Below are 25,885 nucleotides of genomic sequence, written 5' to 3'. Positions count from 1 at the left end.
CACTCGGTTCAAAACAGCCCCAGCTCGCGCGCTTTCAGCACGGCATCGGGGGCGGTGTGGACGCCCAACATGATGCTGGACTACCTGGGCGTGCTGCTCGATGCGAAGGCGGCGGCCGCACACACGCTCAGTTCTCGGCGTCGATCTTCTGGCGCTTGATGCTGCCCCAGCGGCGGTCGCTCCTACGGTAGCCCAGCAGCGCGAACATACGAGTGGTGGCCAGGACGAACCGCAGCACCGTCACCTCGAAGAGCGACAGCAGGAGCGCCTTCGCCACGTCGCGCAGCGAGAGCTTGAGGTCGCGGGTCTGCACGCGCGAGAAGAACGCCGTGAGCGACATCACCGCCCCGAACACCGCGTAGATGCCGAAGAACATGAGCATGAACGGGATGTTGATGAAGTTGAATGCCACGGCCAGCACCACCGTGAGCAGCCCGAACAGCTCGATGGCCGGCGAGAGCAGCTCGTAGATCAGGAAGTACGTGTACGAGAAGAAGCTCACCAGCCCGAAGCGCAGGTTGGCGAACATGCGCCAGTGCTTCGTCATGGTCTCGAACAGGCCCGCGTGCCAGCGGCGGCGCTGCCGCACGAGGTCGCGCAGGGTCTCGGGCGCCTGGCTCCAGCAGATGGCGTCGGGTGCGTACTTTATCAGGTAGTCGTGGCCGTTGGTGCGGCAGAACACGTGCAGCTTCGTGACCAGCTCCATGTCCTCGCCCACCGTGTCCAGGTCGTAGCCGCCGCACGCGATGGCCAGGTCCTTGCGGAACAGGCCGAACGCCCCCGAGATGATCAGGTTACCATTGAACTGGTCGAACAGGATGCGCGCCGACAAAAACGAGCGGTCGTACTCCAGCACCTGCATGGCGGGGATGATCTTCTTCGGCAGCGAGTAGTTGGTCAGGCGGCCGTCCTTGATGCGGATGCCGTTCGAGATGCGCACGAGCCCGCCCACGGCCACCACGTTCTCGTGCTCCACGAGCGGCGCGGACACTTCGCGCAGCGAGTCGTACTGCAGCACGGAGTCGGCGTCGATGCAGATGAAGTAGGGGTACTGCGAGGCGTTGATGCCCATGTTCAGGGCATCGGCCTTGCCGCCGTTCTCCTTGGAGATGAGCGTGACCGGCACGCGCCCCACACGCCCGTACCATACGCCAAGCTCGGGTGCGCAGGGCACCTGCCGGCGGATGGGCCGTTCGATGGGATGCAGGCCGAAGGCGTCCACCACCACCTGCGCGGTATCGTCGGTGGAGCCGTCGTCCACGACGATGACCTCGTACAGCGTGTAATCGAGGTTGAGCAGCGAACGCAGCGAGCTCTCCACCGTCACGCTCTCGTTGTGCGCGGGCACGATGATGGTGATGGGCACGTAGCAGTCCACCTCAAGCGTGCTCTTGTAGTGCGCCTCGCGTTTGCGACGGTACAGGATGGACGATCCCACCGTCACCGACAGGAACAGGAACGTCGAGTACCCGATGAGGTACAGCACGAAGAACACGCCTACGAAGTACAGGAACCCCTGCACGAAGGACGCCGCTGTCACGGTGGTGGCGATCATGCCGGCCCCGCCTCCTTCCGCTTGCGCTCCTCCGCCTCTACGCGCCTGAGCTCCCAATGGTAGGCGAGCATGTCGCGCGCATAGGCATCGGACCCGTTCACGACGTCGTCCAGGTCCTCGAGCGTGAGGCCGTAGTCGTACAGCGTCCTCGCCGCGTTGTTGCGTACGAACCACGACGGGCTGGACAGGCACCCTTTCAGCACCTCGACAGCTTCCATGCCGGGATAGTTCGACAACGCCGTAGCCGCGATGGCCTGGTATTCCCAGCGCGCCGGATCGTTATCGGAGGCGAGCTTGAGCAGGTCGGCCTCGGCGGCCGGCCAGCGCCGGCGCATGAAGTAGCGGATGCACGCGAGGCGCACCTCAAGGTCCTCCCGCTCGTCGCGCATGAGGGAGAGGACGACGTCGAGGTCACCGAGGTCCGCCATGCGCAGGTAGTTGACGAGGGCCGCGACGGTATGGGGGCTGAAGCGCCCGACGCGCTCCTTGAGCTCGGCCTCCAGCTCCGCCGCCTCGCCCGCGAACGCGAGCGCCGCCTCCGTGACCAGCTTGGGGCTGTGGAACTCGCCGTCGCGCTCGAGCGTGGAAATAGCCTCGGCCAGCGCACGGGCGCTTCCCATTTGCGAAAGCGCCTCCAGCGCGTTCTGCCGCGCATAGAACGACCCTTCGCGCACGTAGCGCAGGAGCGCCTGCTCCACGGTGTTGCCGGCCGGGCGTTCACGGTACCAGCGCTTCACGATGTAAGCAAAGTAGGCGCGGTGCAGGTCGTCCTTTTTCGCGAAGAGGTACGTGAGATGGTCGAACACCGTGGCGATGCCGTGCAGGTAGCGCTCGCTCTTGTCGGGATCTTCGCGCAGCAGGTGCCCCATGGTCAGGTCGAACGACTCCATGCCGGCCATTCGGCGCATCGCGCGCTCGAGCGTGCGCTTGTGATCCTCGGTGGGAAACTCCGCGTTGCGCTCGATCTCCTGGCCCAGGAGCACCGCGAAGCGCTTCGTCCGGGCGTCGAACCGCTTCGCGTGCACCTTCTCGTAGGCTAGGTAGCCGAAGTTGAACACGGTCATCATCACGCTGATGAACAGGTAGAACGCTATAAGCCACTCGATCTTCACAACGCGCCGTCCGCCCCGGCGGGGACCGCTTCGTCGGCCCCCGCGTCCACGCGCCACAGATCCTCGGGCGCCACGCCCTCGGCCCACATGCGCTGCACGACGTAATAGCTCTCTTTCAAGCGCTCGTGGTACGTCACCTTCGTGCCCCAGCCCTTGAGCGGCTTCTCGAACAACGGGATGGCCTGCCCGTCGGAACCGTCGCCCACGCCCACGTACATGCGATCGATCTGCATGTTCTCCACGCCGTAATGCTCGTAATAGTCATCGTGGATCTGCATCTCGGAGGGGTTCGAGAAGTTTAGCAGCTGCCACGGCAGCTTGATCTCCACGAACCCGTCGCCATAGCAGAAGTCGGCCATCGAGTCGAAGGCCTCGTGCGAGGGGTTCGCATCGCCGTAGGTGAGCTTGCCGGTCTCGTAGGTTTGGAAGAAGAACTCGTTCTCGCCCAGGTTCATGTCCTCGACGATGGCCTGTTCGAGCTGCGTGTAGTCGGTGAGCGTCTGCAGGACCAGATCGATGTGCTTGAACGTGTCCGTGTCGGGGGCAGGCGGGGAGACATAAGGGTCCTCTCCCGTCGTCGCCAGCAGCGACGTGGCGCGCATGACCTCATAACGCTCCTGCACGAGCACGCGGCTGTCGTCTTGCCCATCGAGGACGACAAGGAAATCCGAGGCACGCTCGAACGACACGGCAGGGTCGGCGCTGGCCGTGGAACCCGTCTTCTGGGTCGTGTCAATGGGCAGGTACAGCTTGGAACCCGGTCCGACGTCGTCTCCACGTACCATGAAGTAGAGGAACTTCTCGTCATACTTCATGGATAGGGTACGGCCTTCGGATTCGCCTATCACATCGTCGTCCGCCCACTCCTCGTCGTCGCCGTCAACGTAGCTCACGCTGCGCTCGTTGCCTGGATCGAACGACAGCAAGCCGAAGAATTGCTCGTTCGTCTGGTAGTCGCTCCAATACGGCGTTTTCAATAGGTCGACGTTGGCCATGGTGTTCCACGTTCGCTTGAACCACTCGTCCTGCCATGAGAATATGATGCTGCCCGCGCATCCGGCATCCATGATGTTCTGGTAGCAGCGTGCGATAGCCTCCCCCTGCTCCAACTCGCTCATGGCCCCTTGGTTGCGATTCGTGTTCGCGTCGATCTGTGCCACACCGCGCGAGGTGGGTACGCCGAACTCGGAGATGACAACGGGAATCGAATGATGCTCGTTGATGAGCTTCAGGTAGGTGTAGTAGGTGTTCACCTCTCCTTGCGGATCGGTACTGGTGTAGTATTCAGCCAGGTTGCGCAGGTAATCGGGATAGTATGGATAGATATGGTATGAAGCGAACATGCCCGACAACACCGCGTCGCTGGCAACAATGTTCTCCACATTGACGCTTGCATACTTCTCGTAGAACGTTTTGAGGGCCTCGGGATAGTCGAAGGGATCTGTGGTGGGCCAGTTGCTGAAAGCCACCAGACGCTGCTCTTTGTACCGCGTTGACTCGTACTGGAACGCCTCGTCGCCCGCCTCGGCGAGCATAGCCTCGAAAGGAGTCGCATCGGCCGTCGTCTTAAGGTACGCGCCCTCGTACACGCTGCGCCCGACTTCTTCGAGGTCGGTGTAGGCAACCGTGCGCGCTTCCCACTCGACGCCCAGCAGGTACCCGAGTACCCACGGCGAAACGTCCTTCGTGTAGCTGCCCGTACCGGACAGATGCCCCAGTTCGATCAGACGCTGTCCATGAATGACGTCGATCACCGTACGGATATCTTCTTTGAAACGTGTAAGGTACTCTGCGTTGAAAGCGTCCATGTGGGAATTCTGCACGTAGTCGTCGATCCATACGCCATGAATGAGGTAAAGCGGATCGGGATTGTCCTTGTTGAACTCGTAGAACGCCTCGTAGAAGTCCGTTCCCAAGAGGATGTACACGCGGATGGTATTGGCGCCCATGTCCTTGATCTGCTGGAACCACCGCAGGTACGTCTCCTTGTCGATGGCGTAGTCGGTGGCGAAGTGGCCGGGGATGCCCGCACCTAGATCCACGCCGCGAATCTCGAACTCCTCGAGTCCGTCTCCTTGGTTGACGTAGATGGTTTTCCCGTCTTGCACCGTCCAGGTTTCGACCGGCTTGTCGGGATCAAGATCGATGAACACTCCTTCGTAGAAGTAGGCGTACAGCCCGAGGGCCGCAACAACGAAGATGCAACAGCATGCCACGATGAACTTCTTCACACAGCCCCCTTCCTAATGGTTGTACTTCTTGTTGACCGACTCATGCGAGAGCTGGCGCAGGTTCTCGATGTTGCGGTCCATCCAAGCCCCGCGCTCGACGATATAGCTTTTCAGCTGCCCGACCGCCTCGTCAAATGAACCAGGGTTGCGCTCTTCGGGGAAGAGCTTCTCGTCGTCATGGACCGCTCGCGCGTCGAACGAGTATCCCCACACCGTGTAATTCCGCTCGATAGCGGGTCCCAAATAATCGATAGTCTCGTCGATCATCGTCAGCATCCGCTCGTCGGAAAGCGAGTCTTCGCGCAGCTCGCGGTAACGGGCGATCACTCGATGAACGAACGCTTCATCTTTGTACAACATGTAAAAGACGGGCTTCGTATTAACGAAGAACCCCATGTCGGACAGATCGCTGTCCATATAGTTGTTGAACGCGTTGTTGAAATCCCACACGGGGCCGGCGCTGAGCTTGCCGCGCACATCCTTATAGAAGTAGGTAGAGTAGGAGCCTGCATCGATATTGCCGGTGAACTCGTTGATGACCGCGTAATCGACGAACGTTCCCACGTCGATGAAGTTCCAGTATCCGTAGGATGAAGTGTCGTAGTCGTAGGAATACAGCGCTTTCTCGAACGCGTTGATGTCTTGCTCGATCCACGCAAACTGCTCCTCCGTGATGATGCGCTGCGAAGGGTAGGTCACCTCGAGCGGAGCTCCCCGGGTGATGCGAATCACGTTCAGGAAGTCATAGACGTTCGTCGCGTTCGTGGCATCCTCCCAGTCGCGGCTCACGATGTAGCTTGTGGCAGCGGACTTCGGATCGGAATCGGTAAGCGCCACGCGATCGTCATCGTGCTTGACCGACTCCATAAGCAAGTAGACGCCCTGGTACTTCCCGTCGATGAAGAGCTCGCAAAAGCGTACGTCTGGCGTGTAGGGCATGATCTCGCCCGCGATGTTCATGGAAAGGTAGTTGCGTATCATGGTTTTGTCGAGGAAGGGGCCGTTGAGCACCCACTCGTTGTCAGCACCCATGTCGAGCACATCGAGGTTGCGCGCGGTGAGGCGGTCTTGTTCAGTGAAGTGGACAAGATAACTTTTCTTATCGAACAAACGCGACGAGTGTCCGCGGATGCGCAGCTCGGCCTGCGTGGAGAGCACGGCGGCATCGCTCAAGCGGTTCGCAGCACCATCGTTGCTGAACAGCGAAAACGAAGTAGGAATGGTGGTACTGCCGTCCGCAGCGAGCGTCACGGGGCCCGCATGCTCGTCTTCCGCAACCGTTGCGTCTGCAGCTTCGGCCTCGACTGCGGCGTCTTCGGTGGAGATTACCCGCTCGCCAGGAATCTCCTGCTCGCCGGTGTCGATGCTCACCACCGGCAAATGCGAGGCGAACGTTGCCGCGTCGATGTTCGTGCCGGATGCCGCAACTCGGTCGGCTTCGGGAAGGTCGGCCAGTTGCTGGGCCTTCTCATGCTGGTGGTAGCGCTCGGGAAGGTCGGTGCCGCCGCTGTCCGTCAACGTGCCCACGACGCCCGCCGCCACGACGGCCACGATGGCCGCCATGGCTATGATCTGGTATTTCCGCCCTCGCAACGCCTCCATGCCCTGCGCGCTAGCTGCCGATCTCGTCGTTTTGGGCCACGACGTTCACATACTCCACGCCGCCGAGCGCGTACAGCTCCTCGGTGATGGGGTGCTCGACCTTCTTCTGCGCGCGCTCCAGCATGCCGCGCGACAATTCGAACATGAATTCGACGGCGTCCTCGGTGGTGTTCTTCACGCGCTGCACGGCACGGCCGCCGAAGTACTCGTACACCTTGCCCTCGACGGGCAGCTCCTGCGTGCGCGCGGCGCGCACCACCAGCAGCGTGCGCACGTCGTTGCGCACGCGCCCCAGGATAAGCATCACCACGAACACGGCCACGCTGCCGATGGCCGCCGCCATGAACATGCCCACGCCGCAGCAGATGCCGCAGATGATGGCCCAGAAGATGTAGGTGGTGTCGCGCGGGTCCTTGATGGCCGTGCGGAAGCGCACGATGGACAGCGCGCCCACCATGCCGAGCGATAGCGCGATGTTGTTGCCGATGACCGTCATCACCGTGGCCGTGAGGATGGTGAGCGTGATGAGGTTGATGTTGAACTTCTGCGAGTAGATGGTGCCCGCGTGAGAGATCCAGTACGACACGAAGATGGCCAGGCCTATCACCACCGACACGCCCACGCGCAGCAGAAGGTCCTCCACCGTGGGCGCGCCTGTGGTTCCCTGGAACAGTTGGTACAGTTGCTCTTTCACGGTCTCTCCTCTTTAAAACTGGTACGCCATGCGCACGCTGCGGGCGAGGCAGTATTTGCTCACCGACAGCTCGCTCTTGTCCACCATGTTCAGCATCGACCGGATGTAGCTGAGCAAAAAGCCGTCGAACTTCACTTCCAGCACCACGTTGAACGGGTCGAACACCGGATACAGGGGCAGTTTGGGGTCGAACAGGCCCTGGTTCAGCTCCGTCGCGCGGATGTTGCGGTCGAACGTCACGCGCGTCTTGTTCTCCTTCGCGATGAACGCGGTGCGGTCGTACTCCACGATGGCTTTCGGCCGGTAGCCGTTGATGCTCATGAGCGCGTGGATCTCGGCTGCGAAGGGCTCAGGTCGGTCGAGCAGCCCGTCGAAATCGCCCTCGATGAGCCGGCGCGCCTCGGCCCGCATCAAGGGCAGCGAGCGTTTGCGCTGGTTCTCGCCTTGCTTCTGCTTGAGCTCCAAGAGCGCGAAATCGGCCGTGGGATCGTATACGCGCAGCCGCACCTTGCGGCGGGGATCGGTGCCGAACAGCTTTTCGGCGAAGTCACGGTCGTGCAGCGTGTCGAAGTAGAGCGAGCGCACCGGGTAGCCGTGCGAGCCGTTGTGCAGATCGCCGGGCACCACCTGCGACAGCAACCCCTCGAGCTGCTTCGCGCTCGCCATGTCGACGAGGAACTTCTTCTCTTTTCGGCTGACGTTCCTCACGTTAGCTCCCGTGCTGCTACCCCTTTTCCGAATGATTGACCAATTATACTCCTGGCTGACGTTATTCCTCGATTGCAGAACGCTTCAACTTGCGGATGAATCTCTCCCCTACCTCTATACACAACAAGCGCGGCGCCCCTACCTGGGACGCCGCGCTTGTTTACGAACGAGCACCTTTTCTCCGCAAACGGCTTTCAGCTGGGGCGCGGGGCACGGTGCCTTCTCCTTACAGCATGGGCACCGTGATGGTCACCGGCAGCGCGGCCATGACTACCAGGAAGCGCAGCAGGAAGCCGCCCACCAGCACGCCGGCGTCGGAGCCGAAGCTGATCCAGTGCGCCTTGCGGCTCTCCTCGAACTCCTTCGGGCTGAAGAACAGAAGCCACGTCTCCAGCGCCGTGGGCAGCACCAGGCCGATGAGCACCAGGCCGATCCAGAACAGCGGCGCGTAGGAGCCCACCAGCAGGCTCATGACCGAGTTCCAGCCGGCCACGGAGTTGGAGCTGGTGATGAACATGAGCGCGGCCACCAGCACCAGCTCGATGATAGGCAGGCAGAAGTGGAATTTCTTCAGCACGCCCACGCGGTTGAACTCGTCAGCATGCCGGATGACGGCCACCAAGAGCACGCTGGCGGCACCCGCCGACACGGCCGACACCAAGAACAGGATGGGCAGAAGCGCGTTGTTCCACAAGGGGAACGTCTTGCACACGCCCAGGAGCGCGCCCGTGTAGGCGCCCACGCACACCGCGAACACCACGCCCACGATGTCCAGCCACACCGGCACCGACTTCTTCAGGAAGTCCAGCACCACCACGACCAGGGCCACCACGGTGAAGCCGCCCAAAAACACGACGCCCCACGTCATCACGGAGCCGAAGTTGGTGAGCAGCAGCGCGAAGCGCAGCGGGTTGTGCAGGCCGCCCTCGGCGTCGAACATGAGCAGCACCAGGCCCACGATGACCGCGATGGGGGCGATGAGGTGCCCCACCTTGCGCATCGACACGGCCTCGGGATGGCGCCAGCCCAGGAAGGCGGACGTGATGAACGCACCGCCGCCCAAACCGGCGAGGAACAGGTACCATGCGATGATGGCGCCCCAGATAGGTTCGAATGACATCGCTCATCACCTCACGTAGAATACTTTGGATTTGGTCAGGTCGCCTGCGATAGGCTGGGCGTTCGTCGCGGCGATCTCCTTCGAGATGTCGCTGGCGGGATCGTCCAGGTCGCCGAAGATGCGCGCTCCCGTGAGGCACGCCTCCACGCACGAGCACATCTTCGTGCCGCTCGTCTCGGCCGACACGGTGCAGAAGCGGCACTTGTCCACCGTGCCCGTCTTCTCGTTGTGCACGCGCACCTGGTAGGGGCAGGCGGCCATGCAGTACTTGCAGCCGATGCAGCGCCCCTCGTCCACGCCCACGATGCCGTCGGCGCCGATGTAGGCCGCGCCCGTGGGGCACACGGCCGCGCAGGGGGCGTCCTCGCAGTGCATGCACTGCAGCGGCACCGTCTCGATGGCCACGTTCGGGTACGTGCCCGTCTCGTGCTCCTCGTAGCGGATGAAGTCCTGCGTGGGCAGGAGGTCGTTCTGGCGCTGGCAGGCCACGCGGCACGCGTAGCAGCCGATGCATTTCTTGGTGTTGATGAGCATTCCGTAACGGGCCATTACGCACCTACCTTCTTAACGGTCACGACCGCCTCCTGCGTGCATGCGCCCCCGTAGGCCGGCTCCAAATGGAACGGCACGAAGTCCATCTGGCGCAGGCCCACCTCGTAGGCGGTGTGCTGGTCGGGCGACGAGCACCCGTAGTGGCTGGGCATGTACAGCGCCGTGGGGTTCATGCGCTGCGTCACCTTCGCGCGGACGCGGCCCGTGTGCTGGGTGTTCGACACCTCCACCTCGTCGCCGTCCTCGATGCCCAGGCGTCGGGCCACGTCGGCGTTGATCCACACGCGGGTCAGGTCGTAATCCTTCGTGATCTGCATGAGGTCTTCGATGTTCGCGGTCTGCGTGTGGCTGTGGATGGCCTGCTTGCCGCCGATGAGCCGCAGCTCGTCGCCCATGGGCATGACGGCCGGCTCCACCCACACGGGCGCGGCCGACAGGCCCGCCTTCTCGCATGCCTCGCTCGTGAACTGCACCTTCTCGGTAGGCGTCTTGAACTTCGGCGCCGTGCCGTAGGCGAACTCCTTCTCGAGGAAGTGCGCCGTGCCCGTCTGCTTGAGCGCGTCGAGCGAGAGGCCCACCGTCTGCAGCTGCGCGTCGGCCAGCTCGTCCACGCCGAAGCGGAAGTACTCGCCCACGCCGCACGCCTCGGCCAGCTCGGAGAAGATCCGGTCGACCGGCCTCGTGTTCGGGTGCACCACGTCGATCACCTGGTCGCGCAGCGCCACGGCCGGAACCTTGCCGCCGATGAACTCGGGCAGCTCCAGGCGCTCCAGGTAGCTCGTGTCGGGCAGCACGTAGTCGGCGAGCATCGCCGTCTCGGACATCTGCACGTCCACGACCACCATGAGGTCCAGCTTACCCAAAAGCTCGGCCAGCTTCGCCGTGTTCGAGTAGCCGGCGGCCATGTTCGAATTGTAGAAGAACATGCCCTTCACGGTGCCGTCCTCCGCGGCCTGGGCGGCGGCGAGGTTCGTGCCCATGCTCGACAGCGCGAGCGGGTACTCGGCCGCGCCCACCTGCTTGCCCTCGGGCTTCTTCGGGTCGGCGAAGCGCTCGTCGGAGAGCTTGCCGGCCGACACGCTGGGCGTGAAGAGCGCGCCGCCCTTCTGGTTCCAGCAGCCCAGCAGCGTGTTGAACAGGCAGATGGCGCGCGCCGTCTCGCCCGAGTTCTCGTACGAGCAGCCGAACGCGCCGCGCCAGCTGGGCTCGATGGAGGCCGCGGGGGCCGCCTCGGCGAACTCCATCGCCAAACGCGCGATGGTGTCGGCCGGGATGCCCGTGACGCCCTCGGCCCACTCGGGCGGGTACTCCGCGAGCTCCTTGGCCCACTCGTCGAAGCCGACGGTGTTCGCAGCCACGAACTCCTTGTCGTAGCGGCCATGCGTCACCAGCACGTTGCTCATGGCCAGCACGAGCGCCAGGTCGGTGCCCGGGTTGATGGGCACCCATTCGTCGGCGAACACGCGGCTGTTGTTGCAGCGCGGGTCCACCAGCACGATGTGCGCGCCCTTCTCGTGGGCCTTCTGCAGCGCGACCACGGAGCTGGGGCGGATGGCGTCGGCGTAGTTGCGGCCGATGAACATGGTCATCTTGGAGTTCGCCACGTCGGACGAGTAGCTGCCCGTGCCGATGGCCTGCGTCATGCCGCTTTCCTTGGACAGGTTGCAGGCGGCGCCGTGCGTGTACACGTTCGCCGACCCCAGCGCGTTCATGAAGCGCTTCGTGTAGTACTTGCCGCTGGGACGCGGATCCTGCACCATCGCGAGCGCCTGGGGGCCGTCGGCGTCGATGATGGCGCGCACCTTCTCGGCGATCTCGCTGTAAGCCTGGTCCCACGAGATGGCCTCGAACTTGCCCTGGCCGTTCTTCTTCAGCGGGTCGGTGAGGCGGTCCTCCGAGTAGGCGATCTGCGAGTAGCCGTAGCCGCGGGCGCAGAGCTTGCCCTTGGAGTAGGGGTGGTCCGTATCGCCGATGAGCTTCGTCAAGCGGCCGTTGACCACGTAGGCCGTGTAGCCGCATTTGCTCGAGCAGGCGTTGCACAGCGTGTGGACGGTCTTGGTCTCGCCGCCTCCCGATGCGTCATCAGCATGCGCCTGCTCCCAAGCGTCGAAGCCCATATAGCCGGCCGCTGCCGTGAGCGCAACCGCCCCAGCGCTGCCAGCCAGGAAGCTTCGCCTGGTTATAGCGTTTTCTGACATAGCTGTTTCCTCTCTGTATGCATGCACGTGAGTTCTCTTATCGTCGGCACTCATGCGACCACCGCATCGGCGGTCGTCTGCTGCGCGCGGATGGCCAGGATCACGTCGACGAGCCCGATGTAGAAGCGGGCGTCGTCCTCCAGGGCCAAGAGCCGCATGCGGTACGCGGTGAGCCAGGCGAAGCGCTCCGCGAGGAACTGCCGGGCCTCCTCCCGCATGCCGGACCGCAGCATCACGGCCACGAGATCGAGCTCGAGCGCCAGGTGGTCGGGGCACGCCGCGAACGCGGGCGGTACCTCCATGCCCAGCCGCTCCACCAGCTCGCGCAGGTAGTGTGCCGAATCTCCCAGGTACAGCCCCTGTTGCTGCGAGAACGGGGCGGGCGCGGCCCCTGCGGACCACGTGCGGTAGAGCGACTCCACCGGCACGGCGGACTCGGGGAGCCCTCCCGTGAAGTGGCGGGCGGCGAAGGCCTGCTTCTCTTCGTACGTCGGCGGTGCGAACAGCGCGTTCACCTCGCCCGACGACAGGAACTCCTGTAGCGGGCAGCGCTTGCGCGCCCGTGCGGCAGGGGCCGCCTGCACGCCCAGCTCCGCATCCTGCATGGCGCGGCGCGCTCCGTCGAGGAAGTCCGACCACAGCGAGCTGCCGGCCAGCTGGTTCCACGAGCTCTCGTCCACCGGGCCGAAGCACTGCGCGAGCACCGAGAACACGGCCTCGTCCTCCATCATCGCCCTTCCTCCTTTCCGCTCTCTCCGCTCCCTGCGCCGCCTGCGCGGCGCGCGGGGGCTGCACCGGGCGTCATCACGCCTGCACGAGGGTCGTCGTCCTCACAACGCCCTGATCGATGACCTTCTGCGCGATATCCTCCCAGTCGATGAACTTGATGGCGCCGTTCGGGCACTGCTCGGCGCAGCGGCCGCACGAGATGCACTTCGTGGACACGCCCGTCTCGGAGTCCACCACCGGCATGTTCCACGGGCACGCCTGGCTGCACATGCCGCAGCCGATGCAGCGGTCGGCGTCCACCTTGCGCGCGCCGGACTTCTCGTCGGCGTAGATGGCATGGACCGGGCAATAGTTCATGCACGCGGGGTCCTCGCACTGCTTGCAGTGCTCCACGGTGAACTCGCAGTTGCCGTAGGCGCCGTCGGTGCTGCCCACGTTCGTGCCGAAGTTGTAGTTGGGCCACACGCGCACGCGCGCGATGTGCTGGCAGACGCGACCGTCGTTCTTCAGCGTGCAGGCCATCTCGCAGCGCTGGCAGCCCGAGCAGCGGGCGCGGTCGGTCACGATCATCTTCGTCGGGGTCGTGCGGATCTCTATGCGCCCGGAGGCGATGGACTTCGACGTGACGCCCCACGAGGCCAGCACGCCGCCCACCACAAGGCCGGCCACGCCGCAGCCCGCCATGGCCAGCACGCTGCGTCGCGTGAACGTCTTGCTCTTGTGCTCCCCCTCGCCTGGCACGTTCTCGGGCGCGGGCGCGGTTCCGGTCGTTGCAGGCGCGCCGCTCGGAACGCCCTGGTCCTCTGAGGTGTTCTGGTGCAGATTGGAATCTGACATAGCCTGGTGCTCCCTCCCTCACGAGAGTTCCGTGAGTGTCGTTTCCGTATGCCTCCCCCGCCGACGCGCTCGTGCTCGCTCGTCTTGCCGCCGTCGCCTTCGCGCGGCGGGCGTGCGCCCTCGGGGTGGCTGCGCTCGGCTCGCTTCCGATTCGCGGTACCACACAACGCTTGGAAGTATGCCGTGCGCGCGGTTGGCGCCCTCCCCTCTTTGAGGGAATTCTGCTTCCTGAACGGCGATTTTGCGGAATTACCCCCAAAGAGGGTATACCCTGGGCGCGCGGGTCGGCATACTGGCGGCACGACGATTGTTGTCAGCGCTCGCATCGCGGCCGACGGTTCCCACACAACACGAACCAGTAGTCTATCCAAGATTTGGAGATGCAACATGGCTGACGAAACATCGTACGGATGGGCCGGTAAGATCCTCCGCGTCAATCTGAGCACCGGCTCGATCACGACGCAACCGACCGACCCCTACAAAGAGTATATCGGCGGCATGGGCCTGGCGAACAAGATCATGTTCGACGAGGTTCCCGCCGGCACCGATCCCTTCTCCCCCGAGAACAAGATCGTCTTCGCCGTGGGCCCCCTCACGGCCTCCGGCGTGCCGCTGGCCGGCCGTACCACCATCTGCTCGCTGTCCACATTCTCGAAGGACCACCTCATCGTCGACGCCCACTGCGGCGGCATGCTGGGCGCGAAGATAAAGCTGGCCGGCTACGACGCCATCGTGGTGGAGGGCGCCTCCAGCAAGCCCGTGTACCTGAACATCAAGAACGACCAGGTGTCCATCAAGGACGCCGCCGGCGTGTGGGGCCTGGGTACCCGCGCCGCCACCGAGGCGCTCTGCCGCAAGGAGAGCGTGCAAGCCTGCGTGGCCGCCATCGGCCCCTCGGGCGAGAACCTCACGCCGTACTCCTGCATCATCAACTCGCGCAACCACTCCGCCGGCGCCGGCACGGGCGCGGTCATGGGCTCGAAGATGCTCAAGGCCCTCGTGGTGGAAGGCGACGGCTCCGTGAATGTGAAGGACCCGCAGACGGTGGCCGACCTGTCCGACTACATGCTGCGCGAGATCATCGGCTCGAACAACAACCACGTGGTGCCGTCCACCCAGCAGGAGTGGGCCGAGTACTACGACAAGGGCTCCCGCTGGACGGCGCGCAAGGGCCTGTTCTGGGAGGCCGCCGAGGGCGAGCCCATCGAGACGGGCGAGCCGAAGCCCGGCGAGATCAACACCGTGGGCTACCGCTGCATGAAGTCCACGAAGGACCTGGGCGAGGCCGCCTCGAAGTACACCATCAAGATGAACGGCTGCCACAGCTGCCCCATCCACTGCTACTCCGACCTGCGCGTGGAGGGCACGAAGGAGACCACGGGCTACGAGACTGCCGGCAACACCTGCGCCGCGAACTTCCCCGTGAGCGTGTACATGGAGCCCTTCCTGAAGATGGGCCTGAAGGACGACGGCGACCTCTCCATCCTGTGGGACACCACCACGTCCAACACGATGGACAACCTGGGCCTGTGGTGCAACTACGCCCAGCTGTACCGCGACATCGCCTACTGCCATGCCAACGGCGTGTTCAAGCGCGTGCTGCCCGAGGCCGAGTACGCTTCCATCGACTGGGGCAAGTTCGACGCCGACCGCCGCGACCCCACGGTCATGATCGAGATCCTCACGAAGATCGCGCAGAACGACTCCGAGATCTCGTATTTGGCGCACGGCCCGTACGTGTGGTGCGAGCGCTGGAACGAGCAGGCGTGGTTCGACAACGCGAAGTCCACGCTGGTAAACTACCGCGGCTGGCCCGTGCACCACTCCATCGAGTGCTTCGGCCAGGTGGGCGCCGTGTACAACATGATGTTCAACCGCGACGACATGATCCACTCCGCCGTGAACTTCCAGGGCTGCGGCCTGCCCTTCGAGCTGAAGCAGCAGATCGCCGAGGAGGTCTGGGGCGGCGCCGACGCCATCGACCAGGACAAGAACTACACGCCCATGAACGACCACAAGGCGAACTTCGCCTGGTGGAGCCTCGTGACCGACGTGCTGCACGACTCGCTGACGCTGTGCAACTGGGTGTGGCCCATGACCATGAGCCCCACGAAGGCCCGCAACTACCGCGGCGACCTTGACCTGGAGGCCAAGTTCTTCAAGGCCGTGACCGGCGAGGACCTGACCACCGACGACCTGTACCAGGCCGGCGCCAAGATCATGACGCTGCAGCGCGCGAACACGGTGCGCGGCATGACGAAGGCCGACGGTACGCTCGGCAACAACGACCTGCGCGCCGACCACGACGTGATCACCGCCTGGGCCTTCGACAAGGACCCGGACAAGCAGCCGTTCACGGAGGGCACCGACAAGATGGATCGCGACGACTTCCAGACGGCGCTCGGCATGGTGTACGGCAAGTTCGGCTGGGACGAGAAGCTGGGCTGCCCCACGGCCGCCTGCCTCGACGAATACGGCATGGCCGACGTGAAGGAAGAGCTCCAGTCGCTCAACCTGCTGCCGTAAGCTGACCTACCCCGGCAGGCGCCGGCCTTCTCTCCCCTCCCCTTTTCCGGCGCCTGCACTCACTTATACAGGCAGAAGGGTCTGTCACGAGGCCACTATATCGGTTCCCAGCTCGGCCCCGTTCAGGGGCTGCGAGGGGTCGTCCAGGCTGAACGTGGCTATCTCGACCGTGATCGGGTACGTGCCGGCGTCGAGCGTGCGGTTCAGGCGGATGCTCGGGATGGCCTGCCCGGGCGGCACCAGCCCGGATTGGTACAGGACCTCCCCGCCGTCGGACAGCTTCACGGTGAACCGCATGTAGCAGGGGTTCCCCTCCGTGTTGATGAGGGGCACCTCCACGGTGTCCGTTCCCGCCTTCATGTCCCAGTCGGAGTAGGTGGGTATGCGGATCCTCCCCCGCTCTCCCCCGGGGTTGTCGTACCCGGGGATGCTGTACGAGGTGGCCGAGGGGTCGATGCCGTCGCCGTCGCCTTCCGGCTGCGCCAGGAAGACCGCTGCCGCCACCGCTGCGGCGGCGAGCGCCAGGAAGACGAGGAGGGCCAATACCCGCCTCTTCCTCCACTTTGAATGCCGTTGGTCTGTGGTAAGGGCGTCGTTCAACTTCGGTTTCGCCTTTCTGGGTCGGAGCGCCGCCATCCCTCCGCGAACGCGGCGGGATGGCGGGTCGGTCGGGGAACGGGCCTACGGAATGGGGGTCGTGTTGGAGGCATCGTAGCTGAAGGTGAGCGTGTCGGTGTGCGAGCCGCTCTCGCCGGCGTCGCCGACGCGCTCGGCCGTGCCCACAGCCGTGTGGTCCGTCTTGGTGAACTTGCCGATGACGGTTTTAGTCTGGCCCACGTTCGTGTCGAACAACTGCTTCGTCACCGCCGCGCCTTCGTAGGAGATCTTGTAGGCGACCGGGTCGAGGGGCGCCGCAGCCTTCTGGAGCTGGAAGCCGTTGGCGGACTGGAGGCTGAGCTCCACGCCGCCTGTGGGGAAGTCCGCCTCCGGGATCTGGTCGACCGAGCCGCCGGGGGTCATGTTGCACAGGTTCACCGACGCGTCCACCGTCACGCTCTTGTCGTGGCCGAAGGGGATGGCGGTGGGGATCTCGAAGCCCCAGCCGTTGGTGCCGGGCACCTGCTGCGAGGACGAGTACGTCACGTTCGTCGTCCCGGTTTTTTCGTCGACGGCGAACGCCGGGACGGCGGAGCCGGCGGCCAGCGCGGCGGCGCAGGCTCCCGCCAGCAGGATCCTGCCCATGTTGCGGTTCGTCTTGATTCTCATGCTTCACTTCCTTTCGCTCGCATGCCCACGGGCATGCACGTTGCTTGCCTCGGGGGCCGGCTCTTCGCCGGACCCCTGCCTATGCGTTCACGCGCTTTCGCGCGGTTGAACCTTCGCCTTGCCGCCCGCGTCGCTGCGGGACGCGCATCGCGCGGCGCCGTAGGCACAGAGGGCCGCCAGCGCCAGCGCGCCGGCGCCGACCCAGGGGAGGTCGCCCGTCCGCGCCAGGCCGCCCCGGGGCCCTGCGGCCCCGGCGGAGCCGCCGGCGGGGGCCGCAGGGCCGAACACGACCTCCAGCTCGACCCGGGCGTCCTCCGCCGCCAGCGTCAGCACGCCGTCGGCGCCGAGCCTGCCCGCGGCGTCCTCTCCCCCGACGGACACGGACTCGACGGAGACCCCCTCGTCGGGCTCCAGGCGGAAGTCGAGCACCTGGCCGCGGGCGACCTCGATCTCGGCCGTCCCGTCGCGCACGACGACGCCCGGAGCCGCCTGGTGCGGGCTCGCCCGCGCCAGGCGCACCCCGACCAGCTCTATCTGGCCGCTCCCGCTCGCCGAGATCGCGAAGGGCCAGGACCAGGGCTCGTACTCGACGACCGCGCTTCCCGACCGGTCGGCCGCCCACGCCGAAGGGGGCGGCGTCCCCGGCGCGCAGGCCATCGCGAGCACGGCGAGGGCCGCGATGGCTGCGATGGCCGCGCGGAGGCGGCGCGGCGCGCGCGTCATGGGGCCACCCCCGTCTGGACGGCGTCGACGCGAAACGTCATCGTCCCCGCGTAGCGGACGTTGGCCATAAAGGAGCTGGCGGGATCGACGCTTTTAAGCGAGAACGACCCTTTGCTCCGGGCGTCGTCGTGCGGGTCGATCACCATGAGCGGATCGGGCACGGCCCCGGAGCCGAGGATGCCGTTGGGGCCGGGGTCGTACAGGCTCCCGTCGGCCATGAGCACGTCGATCTCCTTGGCGTCGCCGCCGTCCCCCGAGAGCGCGAGCAGGGGCGCGCCGGCGCCCGGCCGCACCACCGACACCTTGTACGACGTACCGGAGGGCCAGGTCGCGCCGGGGCCCTCCTCCTTGGCGGAGACGACGACCGCATGGTTGTCCGCATCCGCTGCGGGATCGGTCGGCTTCGAGTAGAGATAGCCTCCGTGGGGCTCCAGGGAGATGTGCTGCGGGATCGAGAGGAAGCCGAGCAGCGCGGGATCGTCCGCGCCGTAGTCCACGGCCTTCCACTGCGCGTAGAGCACGAGGGTGGCCTCGTGTGCGGGCGCGGGGCTCGGCGTCGCGATCGAGGCGCCCGGCGAGAAGAAGTTCGAACCCTCCATGCGATCGCCTTCTGCGAGGTCCGGGGACGTCGCCCAGCCGTCGAACACGTAGGCCCCCATCTTGAACCCGTTCTCGGGAAGCGGGGCGGACTCGCCGTAGACCAGCCCCGTCATGTTCGCCGTCGACCCCGACACCCACCTGTCGTTGCGCACGATCGTGCCCGAGCCGTCGTCTTTGCCGAGCTCGGGGCTCTTCGCCACCATCTCCTCCCAGTTGTCGTCGAACGACACGCTGTAGGAGTTCGCGATCCATCGGTTGTAGAACTTGGGTTTCTGTCCGTCGACCGCCGGAATGATCTCCGGGTCCACCGGCTGGCCCGTGTCGCCCGGCCCGGAGCCGTCCCTCCATCCGGCGTTATAGCGAGGTTCGTAGGCGCCCGGGAACGTGCGGTATCCGGGCTTCTCCAAGCCGAAGTTCCCCAAGCCGTGCATGTTCTCTACGGGGAAGAAGTCCTCCCCCACCCACTGAGTGTGGGTGTCGGGCGTTCCCGAGAATTCCTCGTTGTCGTAGTAATAGAATTCGAACGGGATGCCCTTCTTCACCGATCCCTGCGTCACGGTGCCGTGCGAGAGCGCTCTTTCGCCCCCCTCCCTCCACACCTGGTAGCCGTACGTGAACGTGGCGCTCGGGGTCGTGACGAGGCCCCTGTCGTACGTGGCCCTGTCGTCCTCCGGCCACGTTTCGCTATTTTCAGGCGTGAGGTGATCGAAGCCGCCAGCAGTGTTCGGCACGTTCAGGGACACCGAGTCCACCCTCCCGTGGACCACTCCCAGCCCGTGGAGGGCCTCGAGGATTATGTCGGCCTTGCCCGGGCCGCCCTTGATCGAGTCGCCCCAGACGGCGGGCGTCTTGACCGTCTGGTCCGCCAGGATGTCCGACCCGACCTTGCCCGGCTCGTCCAGGCTCTTGTTCCTCGGCAGCTCCAGGTTCGTCATGTGGTTGCCCGCGAAGGCCCGATCCCCGACGGATCCAAGGGTGTCGGGCAGCGTGACGCCCTTGAGCCCGGCGTTCTCGAAGGCGGACGCGCCGATCGAGAGGACTCTTCGGCGGTCGAACGGGAGGAAGCCGAGGGCGGTGTTGTCGGGGCCGGGGAACGCGCCGAGGTTGGTGTCCATGAACGCCCGGTTCCCGATGTTGACGCTGAACGTCGTCACCCCGCTGGTCGGCTCGGGGATGTCGATGAAGGAGAGGGCCGTGCAGCCCTTGAACGCGGAGTCACCTATCGTCAGGGTGACGCGACTCTGGCTCCCGAAGACGCCGTTGCCAACATGAACCGCGCGCAGCGAGGTGCATCCCTCGAAAGCCGATGCGCCTATCGCGATACTGTTCGGTTCAGAGTCGGCTAGGGGCGCGTCTTTGAAGTCGATCTCCTCGATGCCTGTGCATCCGCGGAATGCCTGACTCCCTATGTGAGAGATCTTTTTTCTCCGGTAGGAAACTGGACGCTTTTCAGATGGCTTACCCCATCGAACATCCGATCCGGGACAAGCAACCAATGCGGGGACAAGACCACTTCCTCCACCATCTCGTTGCCTGCGATGATGCCGTTTCCGGGATAGCCGCTCCAATCTCCTTCGAAAGAGATCCTCCTCGAAAGATTGTTATTCGCGAAGGCGAACTCGCCCAGCATCGAGAAGCTCTTGCCGGTTATCGGATCGTTCGCTATCTGATTGTTCTTGAACGCACTTGCCCCCACGGACAGCAACCCTGTTGCCTGGAACTCGACGGATGTAAGACTGTTCTTGCTGTCGTCATCTCCGCCGAAAGCAAAGGACCCGAAGGACGTGATCTGAGAGGGGAACACGATTTTGCCTGTCAGGCTGTTATTGCGAAACGCGTATTTGGGGATCGACGTCAGGGCGATGTCCGAAGGGATCGAGAGTCTGGTGAGCTTGCAGCCGTCGAACACTGATTCTCCGAGAACTTCAAGCGACTTCGGAAGAGTCAGCGGCCCCGTGATACCCGTGCATCCCGCAAAGGCATAGCTCACGATCTTCACGATATTGGGGGGAAGCACTACGCTCGTTACGCCCGAAGAGTCCTGGAAAGCCTGCGTTTCAATCTTCTCAAGGCTTGTGCAACCGGAGAAATTGATCACCCCAGACAAGCCCGAACCCTGAAAAGCCCTGTTGCCAATGCGCTCCAGGTTGGTCGCGGAGGAGAAGTCGATGCCGCACTTCAGATTTTGGTACGTGTAACCTACTTCAACTCCCGAGGAATTCCTCGCTCCTTCGAGCGCGACGACCTTCTTGTTGTTCACGGGGTTCCTAGCCGGCACGTGTACGGTTCCCGACGTGATCACCTTGTCGTTGTATCCGACTATCTTGCAGGTGTTGGTATCGCCGATATCCGCGTATTTCCAACTGAACCCGGCAGGGTCGGTACCCGCCCGGGGCGCAGCCGACAGGGGCCCCTCTTCAGCCGTTGCGGGAACGGGTACCGCCTCCGCAGCGCCAAGGCCGCTCTGGACGGCGCAGGGATCCTCCGGAGTTCCCAAGCCGGGGACCTCGAGGTCATTCTGCGCGTCCCCTCCGGGGACCGGGTCGCCCTCCGCATCTGAATCCCCGTCGGGCAGGGGGGCCGCTTCGGGCCCGTCCTCAGGGTCTTCCTGCGCTCCTGCATCGAAGGCGGGCTCGGGGGCGGGCCCTTCCTTGGTAGGATTCCCCGCGGCCAGCACGCAGGGAACGGTCTCCGTGGCTTCTGGCGCGCCCGTGCCTTCCGGCGCATCCTCTCCGAACGCGCCCGAGGCCGTCGGCATCGCCCCCACCAGCAGGAGCGCCGCGCACATCACGCCGACGCACGCCCTCGCGCTACTTCTCACGCGCCCGATCTTGCGCTTGGCGCCGCTTTTCTCAACCTTTGCCTTCTTCATGAAAGAACCTCTCGACGCCCACTTCATCCGCGCGCTCCGGGCGCTTTCCGCCCCCTGCTCCCTTCCGGCCCCCTCGGGGCTTCGGTATCAGCCCGATTCGCAGGGGGGGGGAGCCCCCTCCGCGCTCAGACCCCCCCCCCCCAAGCAGCGCCTCGAACGAGGCTCTGTCCAGCGGCGGCGCGTACAGGTACCCTTGCGCGCGATCGACCCCCGCCTCTTTCAGGAACAGGGCCTGCTCCTCGGTCTCGACGCCCTCGACGACGACGGCCAGGCCCAGGTCGTGGGCGAGCCGCACGAGGGATTTGACTACCATCCCATCGCGCTCCGACATTTGCGAGCGGAGGAAGGACTTGTCGATCTTTATGACGTCCACGGGGGAGCCGGCCAGGTCCTCGAGCGACGTGGCGCCCGCGCCGAAGTCGTCGACCGCGATGGAGAACCCGGCGTCGCGGAGCCGGGAGAGCGCCGCCTTGAGCTGCGCCGGGTCGGAGCTCCACGCCTCCTCGGAAACCTCGAGGCAGATCAGGCTGGACGGGAGGCGGTACGCGTCGAGCAGGGCCGTCATCCTGTCCGGCAGCCCGGGGGCCCGCAGTGATGAGCGGGACAGGTTGACCGAGACGGGAACCGTCCCGAGCCCCCGGTCGACCCAGCCCTTGAGGTGGACGAGCGCGCGCACGACCATGTGCATGTCGAGCTCGGCGGCGAACCCCGCCTCCTCGAGCACGGGGACGAAGCGGGAGGGGTCCGTGCGGCCACCCTCCGCATGCTTCCAGCGCGCGAGGACCTCGACCCCCGCCACGCTGCCGCCGGGATACGAGACGATGGGCTGGAACCGGGGGCCTATCAGGCCGTCTCGCAACGCGGGCGCGAACTCGCGGACGACGTCCTGGAAGAAGAGGGCCTCTTCGCGCAGCCCACGGTGGTAGGTCAGCGTCCGGCGCTCGCCCGCGCCGCGCTTCGCGGCGCGGAGGGCGAGGAGCGCGTTGTCGAGCATGTCGGCGGGGCGGGGGGCGACGTCCCCGATCTCGTACACGCCCGACCGGACGCTGCAGAATGCGCCCTCGGGGCGGTGCGAGAAACGGGTGAGGAACACGGCCTCGTCCAGCAACGGTCGGGGCACAAGCAGGGCGAACCGGTCCGCGTGGAGGCGCGCGCCGGCGCTCTCCGGGGAGAGCACGCGCGAGATGGCGCTGCCAAGGTCGATGAGCAGGGCGTCGCCGGCCGCATGCCCGAAGCGGGCGTTGTAGGCGCAGAAGCGGTCCACGTCGACGCACGCGAGGGCGTACGGGACCGAGGGGTGCGCCGCGACGAGAGCCCCTACATGCGCGAGGAATCCGTTGCGCGTCTCGAGCCCGGTGAGGCTATCGCGCTCGGGGCAGAGGGTTGTGAGGGGCGCTGCGGACCCCCCCCCGCTTCCGGAAGGCCGGGGGCCGGACGGGTCAGAGACTAGGCGTTCAGGCTTCGGGAGGAAGCCCCCCCCCCCGACGGGGAGGCCGGAGCCGGGGAGGCGGCGGCCTCGCGGGCTTTCGAGAGCATCCGGGCCATGCCTTCCTCCCTTCTCGTTCGGCGAAGGGGCGTTTCCGCCCCCCGCGCCGTCGCCGGTCAAATCATTCGGGCAATTATGACCGGGCGGCTTCGATCCGTCAACCCCGGGAGGGGCGAACGCACCTGTTTATAGGGGAAACCCCTCGAGGGCGGAGACGGCGCGATCACGACCTGCGCTTTCAGGGGCGAGAGGATCCGCCCCGTGTTCGGTCCGGCGCCGCTTCAAGGCCCTGCCGCACGTCCTCGTCGCCGACGCGGGATACGGCAGCGAGGAGAACTACGCCTACCTGGAGCGCAACGACGTGAGGGCCTTCGTGAAGTACAACCTGTTCCACAAGGAGCAGAAGCGCGCCTTCAAGAAGGACCCGACGCAGCCGAAGAACTGGGCCTTCGACGAGCTGGCCGACGAGTGGACGTGCGGGGGTCGTCCTTAGACGCAGGAGGGCGACCGACGTCGAGACGGTCTTCGGCGATATCAAGAGCAACTGGGGCTTCAAGCGCTTCACCCTGCGAGGACTGGAGAAGGCGTCGCTCGAATGGGGGCTCGCAGCCCTCGGACACAACATGAGGAAGCTCCACGAGGCGGTGAGCGGGGGGAACGCTGCCAAGCAGGCGATGGCGCGGGCGTAGGGTCCCATCCTTTCTTTCGTCCTCCCATGAAAAGAGCCGAAACCCACTCAGGCTTCGGCTCTTTTCATGGGAGGGGCTTTTGATACAGCGTTCTGCCTGAGAAACGGGGATAAGACAGGGGCAAGGGGCCGTATATGAAGTCCCAATACGCAAACGCGCCAGAGGATCGCCCCGTGGGGTAAGGGCTCTGCCCTTGCCCCACGAACCTGTCAGAAGCGATGAGCCGAAACTTTTGACACAGCCCCCTCTGATTCTCGCAAGGCACGAGCTACGCGCAGCACTGCATAGACACCGAACACGACCGTGTAGGCCGCTACGCTCTGCACGGCTGCGGTACCACCGCCGAGAGCACTCGGCAGTAGCATGGCCAGCACGTGCGCGTATGTCAGGCTGAAGAACACGTAAGCCCACTTCTGCACCTTGACCCATGCCTGTTTGCTCATACGCACCTTCACAGAGCCGAACGACGTGACACCCAGCACGATCAATAACACGGTGATAGCCGCCGCCACCGCCAGCCCGACGGCCACGAACGGATTGATGATGCCCGCCTCCAGCACGAGCGGCACATACGACAGGCAGTACACGACGATATGCCCGCACACCAAGATACATGCGATGATGGAAAGCTCGGCGCGGATGGCCATAAGATGCTTGCGCGGCCTCCCATCGCGCGGAAATGCGCCAATAAACATCGCCACCGCGAACAGCGCAACCGCAAGGAAACCCTTTTGCAGCAGCAGGAACAGCGTGCTGCGAACCGGAACCGGCAACGGCAGCCAGCCCTGCAGCCCTGAAACGTAGAGCGCCATCAACACAGTCGCCGCCACGTACCACGCCGCCGGCGCCTTCTTGATAGCCGGCTTCATCAGGAACACCGCCACCACCGTGCATGCGAACACGATCAGAAACGTCATGCAATCACCCCTTGCAGGACGCAGGGCTCACAATTCCAATATCGGCTCCCGTTTCGGTCGCCAGTTCGCCTAAATAGCGCGCACCCAAACGGGCAAAGGCACGATATTCTTCCAAATGGCTGAAAACCGCCACTTTTTGCATAAAAGCAGGAAGCCACTTCAAAGCATGATCGTTGGCAAACGAGCACAGACGGTCGCGCCATTCCCTCTCGGCGTCGCCGTTTCCAACCCGAAGCGCCTCGCCGATACACGCGTGCAAATACGCTAGGAACTCCAACTCGTGGAACACGCTGTCGACGGGCTCTCGACGCAGGTCGACGGTGGCCACGCCCGCTGCTGCCATGCAACGCTCGACGTCCATCGAAATGCGGGTTCGGAACAGCGACGGAGCCCCTTGGGCGCCCACCATACGATGCAAAAAAGGACTCTCGTAGGGCCAAATCGGCACATCGACGCCAGGCGCCAGGAAAAGGCGGCTGTACTCGCGCCGCAGCAACCCTTCGTCGGTTTCGGCGAAAGCCGCAGCACAGCGGCTTGACAAGTGCACATCGCCCGCCGATTCCCCGCCGCACGCATCGACGATGCTCGCACGCCAATCATCGAGAAATGCCCCATTGGAAAGCGCTTGGGCGAGCTTGCCGTCCGGAAAGGAGAAACCAGTCGCCAGAAGCGATGCGAGGTCGGACAACCCCACAGCCCGATGAAGCCTCCAATCGATGCCTTCACCCATATGAACCACTCCATCTATCGGGGAGCCGTCGCGCGCAGCAGGATGCGACGGCTCAAAAGACTACTTCGTCAGATAGAACACATTGGGGCTGGTTCCCGCCGATTCACGCAACTTGTAGTAGTTGCGCCCTTCGATGGCTTTCGACACCTCGGACTCCGGGTCGTCCAAATCACCCCAGAAGCGGGCGCGCCCCATGCACAGCTGCATGCATGCCGGCACTTCACCTCGGTCGATCAGGTTATGGCAGAACGTGCACTTTTCCACCGTGCCAGCCTCGTGCGTCGGCGCATCGGCCTCGCCCACCACCACATCGAGATAGTACTCGGGTGCACCGCCGTTCATCGACCGCACGTGATCGTACGGACACGCCATCACACATGCGCGGCAACCGATGCACAGCGAGTTGTCGACATATACAATGCCGTCATCGCGCTTCTTCGTCGCACCTGTAGGGCACACGCCCAGGCACGGAGGATTGCCGCAGTGCTGGCATTGCACCGGCAGGAATTCCAACACGCAGTTCGGGAACTCGCCGAACGCATTGTCGTTGGCCGTGGCGCCGTGCACGACTGCCGTGCCGAAATCGTCCTGATCGGCGCTAGACCTCGTGTACACCGTGTTGTAGGTTATATCCTTGGGCAGATTGTTGGCGATCTTGCATGCCGTGGCGCACGCTTGGCAGCCTACGCAGCGCTCGAGGTCGATAGCCATACCATATCGGGTCATAGTATCAGTCCT

At 64.6% G+C, this 25,885-nt stretch carries 22 protein-coding genes and 2 pseudogenes; 3 read left to right on the top strand and 21 right to left on the bottom strand.

Going from position 1 to position 25,885, the window contains the following annotated elements; all coding sequences use genetic code 11:
* Nucleotides 1–127: 127 nt before the first annotated feature.
* The 11 genes from C1877_RS02115 to C1877_RS02065 all read right to left on the bottom strand — a co-directional run bounded on the left by C1877_RS02115 (nt 128) and on the right by C1877_RS02065 (nt 13,338).
* The gene (locus C1877_RS02115; protein WP_114568226.1) at nt 128–1,555 is read right to left on the bottom strand and encodes a glycosyltransferase family 2 protein; all 1,428 of its coding nucleotides are present in this window, start codon (nt 1,553–1,555) and stop codon (nt 128–130) included.
* Nucleotides 1,552–2,667, bottom strand: a complete 1,116-nt coding sequence (locus tag C1877_RS02110; protein WP_041239560.1) for a HEAT repeat domain-containing protein — start codon at nt 2,665–2,667, stop codon at nt 1,552–1,554. The genes C1877_RS02115 and C1877_RS02110 overlap by 4 nt, the downstream gene beginning before the upstream one ends.
* Nucleotides 2,664–4,898, bottom strand: a complete 2,235-nt coding sequence (locus tag C1877_RS02105; RefSeq protein WP_181813773.1) for a hypothetical protein — start codon at nt 4,896–4,898, stop codon at nt 2,664–2,666. The genes C1877_RS02110 and C1877_RS02105 overlap by 4 nt, the downstream gene beginning before the upstream one ends.
* A 12-nt stretch (nt 4,899–4,910) precedes the next feature.
* Entirely contained in the window at nt 4,911–6,500 is a 1,590-nt protein-coding gene (locus C1877_RS02100; protein WP_015540003.1) for a CotH kinase family protein, read from the bottom strand.
* Nucleotides 6,501–6,510: 10 nt separating this feature from the next.
* Complete coding sequence (locus C1877_RS02095) at nt 6,511–7,194, bottom strand: DUF4956 domain-containing protein (RefSeq protein WP_114568225.1); 684 nt, start codon at nt 7,192–7,194, stop codon at nt 6,511–6,513.
* A gap of 12 nt (nt 7,195–7,206) precedes the next feature.
* Complete coding sequence (locus tag C1877_RS02090; RefSeq protein WP_041239562.1) at nt 7,207–7,902, bottom strand: polyphosphate polymerase domain-containing protein; 696 nt, start codon at nt 7,900–7,902, stop codon at nt 7,207–7,209.
* 226 nt (nt 7,903–8,128) lie between these two features.
* On the bottom strand, nt 8,129–9,022 hold the full coding sequence (gene nrfD, locus C1877_RS02085) for an NrfD/PsrC family molybdoenzyme membrane anchor subunit (protein ID WP_015540004.1): 894 nt from the start codon (nt 9,020–9,022) through the stop codon (nt 8,129–8,131).
* A 6-nt stretch (nt 9,023–9,028) separates the two neighbouring features.
* The gene (locus tag C1877_RS02080; RefSeq protein WP_041239563.1) at nt 9,029–9,571 is read right to left on the bottom strand and encodes a 4Fe-4S dicluster domain-containing protein; all 543 of its coding nucleotides are present in this window, start codon (nt 9,569–9,571) and stop codon (nt 9,029–9,031) included.
* On the bottom strand, nt 9,571–11,772 hold the full coding sequence (locus C1877_RS02075) for a molybdopterin-containing oxidoreductase family protein (protein WP_114568224.1): 2,202 nt from the start codon (nt 11,770–11,772) through the stop codon (nt 9,571–9,573). Before C1877_RS02075 ends, C1877_RS02080 begins: the two co-directional genes overlap by 1 nt.
* Nucleotides 11,773–11,822: 50 nt before the next feature.
* Nucleotides 11,823–12,503, bottom strand: a complete 681-nt coding sequence (locus C1877_RS02070; RefSeq protein WP_015540007.1) for a molecular chaperone TorD family protein — start codon at nt 12,501–12,503, stop codon at nt 11,823–11,825.
* A gap of 73 nt (nt 12,504–12,576) precedes the next feature.
* A complete protein-coding gene (locus C1877_RS02065) occupies nt 12,577–13,338 on the bottom strand; it encodes a ferredoxin-like protein (protein ID WP_015540008.1) in 762 nt (253 codons plus the stop codon).
* A 387-nt stretch (nt 13,339–13,725) separates the two neighbouring features.
* On the opposite strand from C1877_RS02065, the gene C1877_RS02060 reads away from it, so the two are divergent.
* The gene (locus tag C1877_RS02060) at nt 13,726–15,864 is read left to right on the top strand and encodes an aldehyde ferredoxin oxidoreductase (RefSeq protein WP_015540009.1); all 2,139 of its coding nucleotides are present in this window, start codon (nt 13,726–13,728) and stop codon (nt 15,862–15,864) included.
* Between the two features lie 84 nt (nt 15,865–15,948).
* Here the strand turns inward: C1877_RS02060 and C1877_RS02055 are convergent, their stop codons facing one another.
* From C1877_RS02055 to C1877_RS02030, 7 genes and pseudogenes are all read right to left on the bottom strand, one after another.
* On the bottom strand, nt 15,949–16,407 hold the full coding sequence (locus tag C1877_RS02055) for a hypothetical protein (RefSeq protein WP_049784134.1): 459 nt from the start codon (nt 16,405–16,407) through the stop codon (nt 15,949–15,951).
* Between the two features lie 138 nt (nt 16,408–16,545).
* Complete coding sequence (locus C1877_RS02050) at nt 16,546–17,130, bottom strand: hypothetical protein (RefSeq protein ID WP_015540010.1); 585 nt, start codon at nt 17,128–17,130, stop codon at nt 16,546–16,548.
* Between the two features lie 87 nt (nt 17,131–17,217).
* On the bottom strand, nt 17,218–17,649 hold the full coding sequence (locus C1877_RS02045) for a hypothetical protein (protein ID WP_147274494.1): 432 nt from the start codon (nt 17,647–17,649) through the stop codon (nt 17,218–17,220).
* Between the two features lie 200 nt (nt 17,650–17,849).
* Nucleotides 17,850–19,568: a leucine-rich repeat domain-containing protein gene (locus tag C1877_RS02040; RefSeq protein ID WP_244909766.1), complete on the bottom strand. Its 1,719-nt coding sequence runs from the start codon at nt 19,566–19,568 to the stop codon at nt 17,850–17,852.
* A gap of 21 nt (nt 19,569–19,589) precedes the next feature.
* Nucleotides 19,590–19,949 (bottom strand): annotated as a pseudogene (locus C1877_RS15980) (leucine-rich repeat protein); the annotation flags it as partial.
* Nucleotides 19,859–21,325, bottom strand: coding sequence for a leucine-rich repeat protein (locus C1877_RS02035; protein ID WP_181813771.1), 1,467 nt, complete (start codon nt 21,323–21,325; stop codon nt 19,859–19,861). The gene C1877_RS02035 and the pseudogene C1877_RS15980, both read right to left, overlap by 91 nt.
* Nucleotides 21,306–22,931, bottom strand: coding sequence for a bifunctional diguanylate cyclase/phosphodiesterase (locus C1877_RS02030; protein ID WP_114568220.1), 1,626 nt, complete (start codon nt 22,929–22,931; stop codon nt 21,306–21,308). The genes C1877_RS02035 and C1877_RS02030 overlap by 20 nt, the downstream gene beginning before the upstream one ends.
* Before the next feature lie 241 nt (nt 22,932–23,172).
* Here C1877_RS02030 and C1877_RS15860 point away from each other — a divergent pair, with 241 nt between their 5' ends.
* Nucleotides 23,173–23,304 (top strand): hypothetical protein, encoded by a 132-nt coding sequence (locus C1877_RS15860; protein WP_261798086.1) that lies wholly within the window; start codon nt 23,173–23,175, stop codon nt 23,302–23,304.
* Nucleotides 23,305–23,308: 4 nt separating this feature from the next.
* A pseudogene (locus C1877_RS15975) lies at nt 23,309–23,500 on the top strand (transposase); the annotation flags it as partial.
* A gap of 209 nt (nt 23,501–23,709) precedes the next feature.
* Here C1877_RS15975 and C1877_RS02020 read toward each other — a convergent pair.
* The 3 genes from C1877_RS02020 to C1877_RS02010 are packed head-to-tail and all read right to left on the bottom strand — an operon-like array spanning nt 23,710 to nt 25,873.
* Nucleotides 23,710–24,417 carry a ferric reductase-like transmembrane domain-containing protein gene (locus tag C1877_RS02020; protein WP_114568219.1) on the bottom strand — a complete coding sequence of 236 codons (708 nt, stop codon included), beginning with the start codon at nt 24,415–24,417 and terminating at the stop codon, nt 23,710–23,712.
* A 4-nt stretch (nt 24,418–24,421) separates the two neighbouring features.
* Nucleotides 24,422–25,147 (bottom strand): TorD/DmsD family molecular chaperone, encoded by a 726-nt coding sequence (locus C1877_RS02015; RefSeq protein ID WP_015540012.1) that lies wholly within the window; start codon nt 25,145–25,147, stop codon nt 24,422–24,424.
* 60 nt (nt 25,148–25,207) lie between these two features.
* A complete protein-coding gene (locus C1877_RS02010) occupies nt 25,208–25,873 on the bottom strand; it encodes a 4Fe-4S dicluster domain-containing protein (RefSeq protein ID WP_041239567.1) in 666 nt (221 codons plus the stop codon).
* Nucleotides 25,874–25,885: the final 12 nt, after the last annotated feature.

This window comes from Gordonibacter pamelaeae (assembly GCF_003340385.1).
GTDB classification, from domain to species: Bacteria; Actinomycetota; Coriobacteriia; order Coriobacteriales; family Eggerthellaceae; genus Gordonibacter; species Gordonibacter pamelaeae.
The sequence above is the reverse complement of the archived record's forward strand: the minus strand, read 5'-3'. Positions and strand labels throughout refer to the sequence as shown.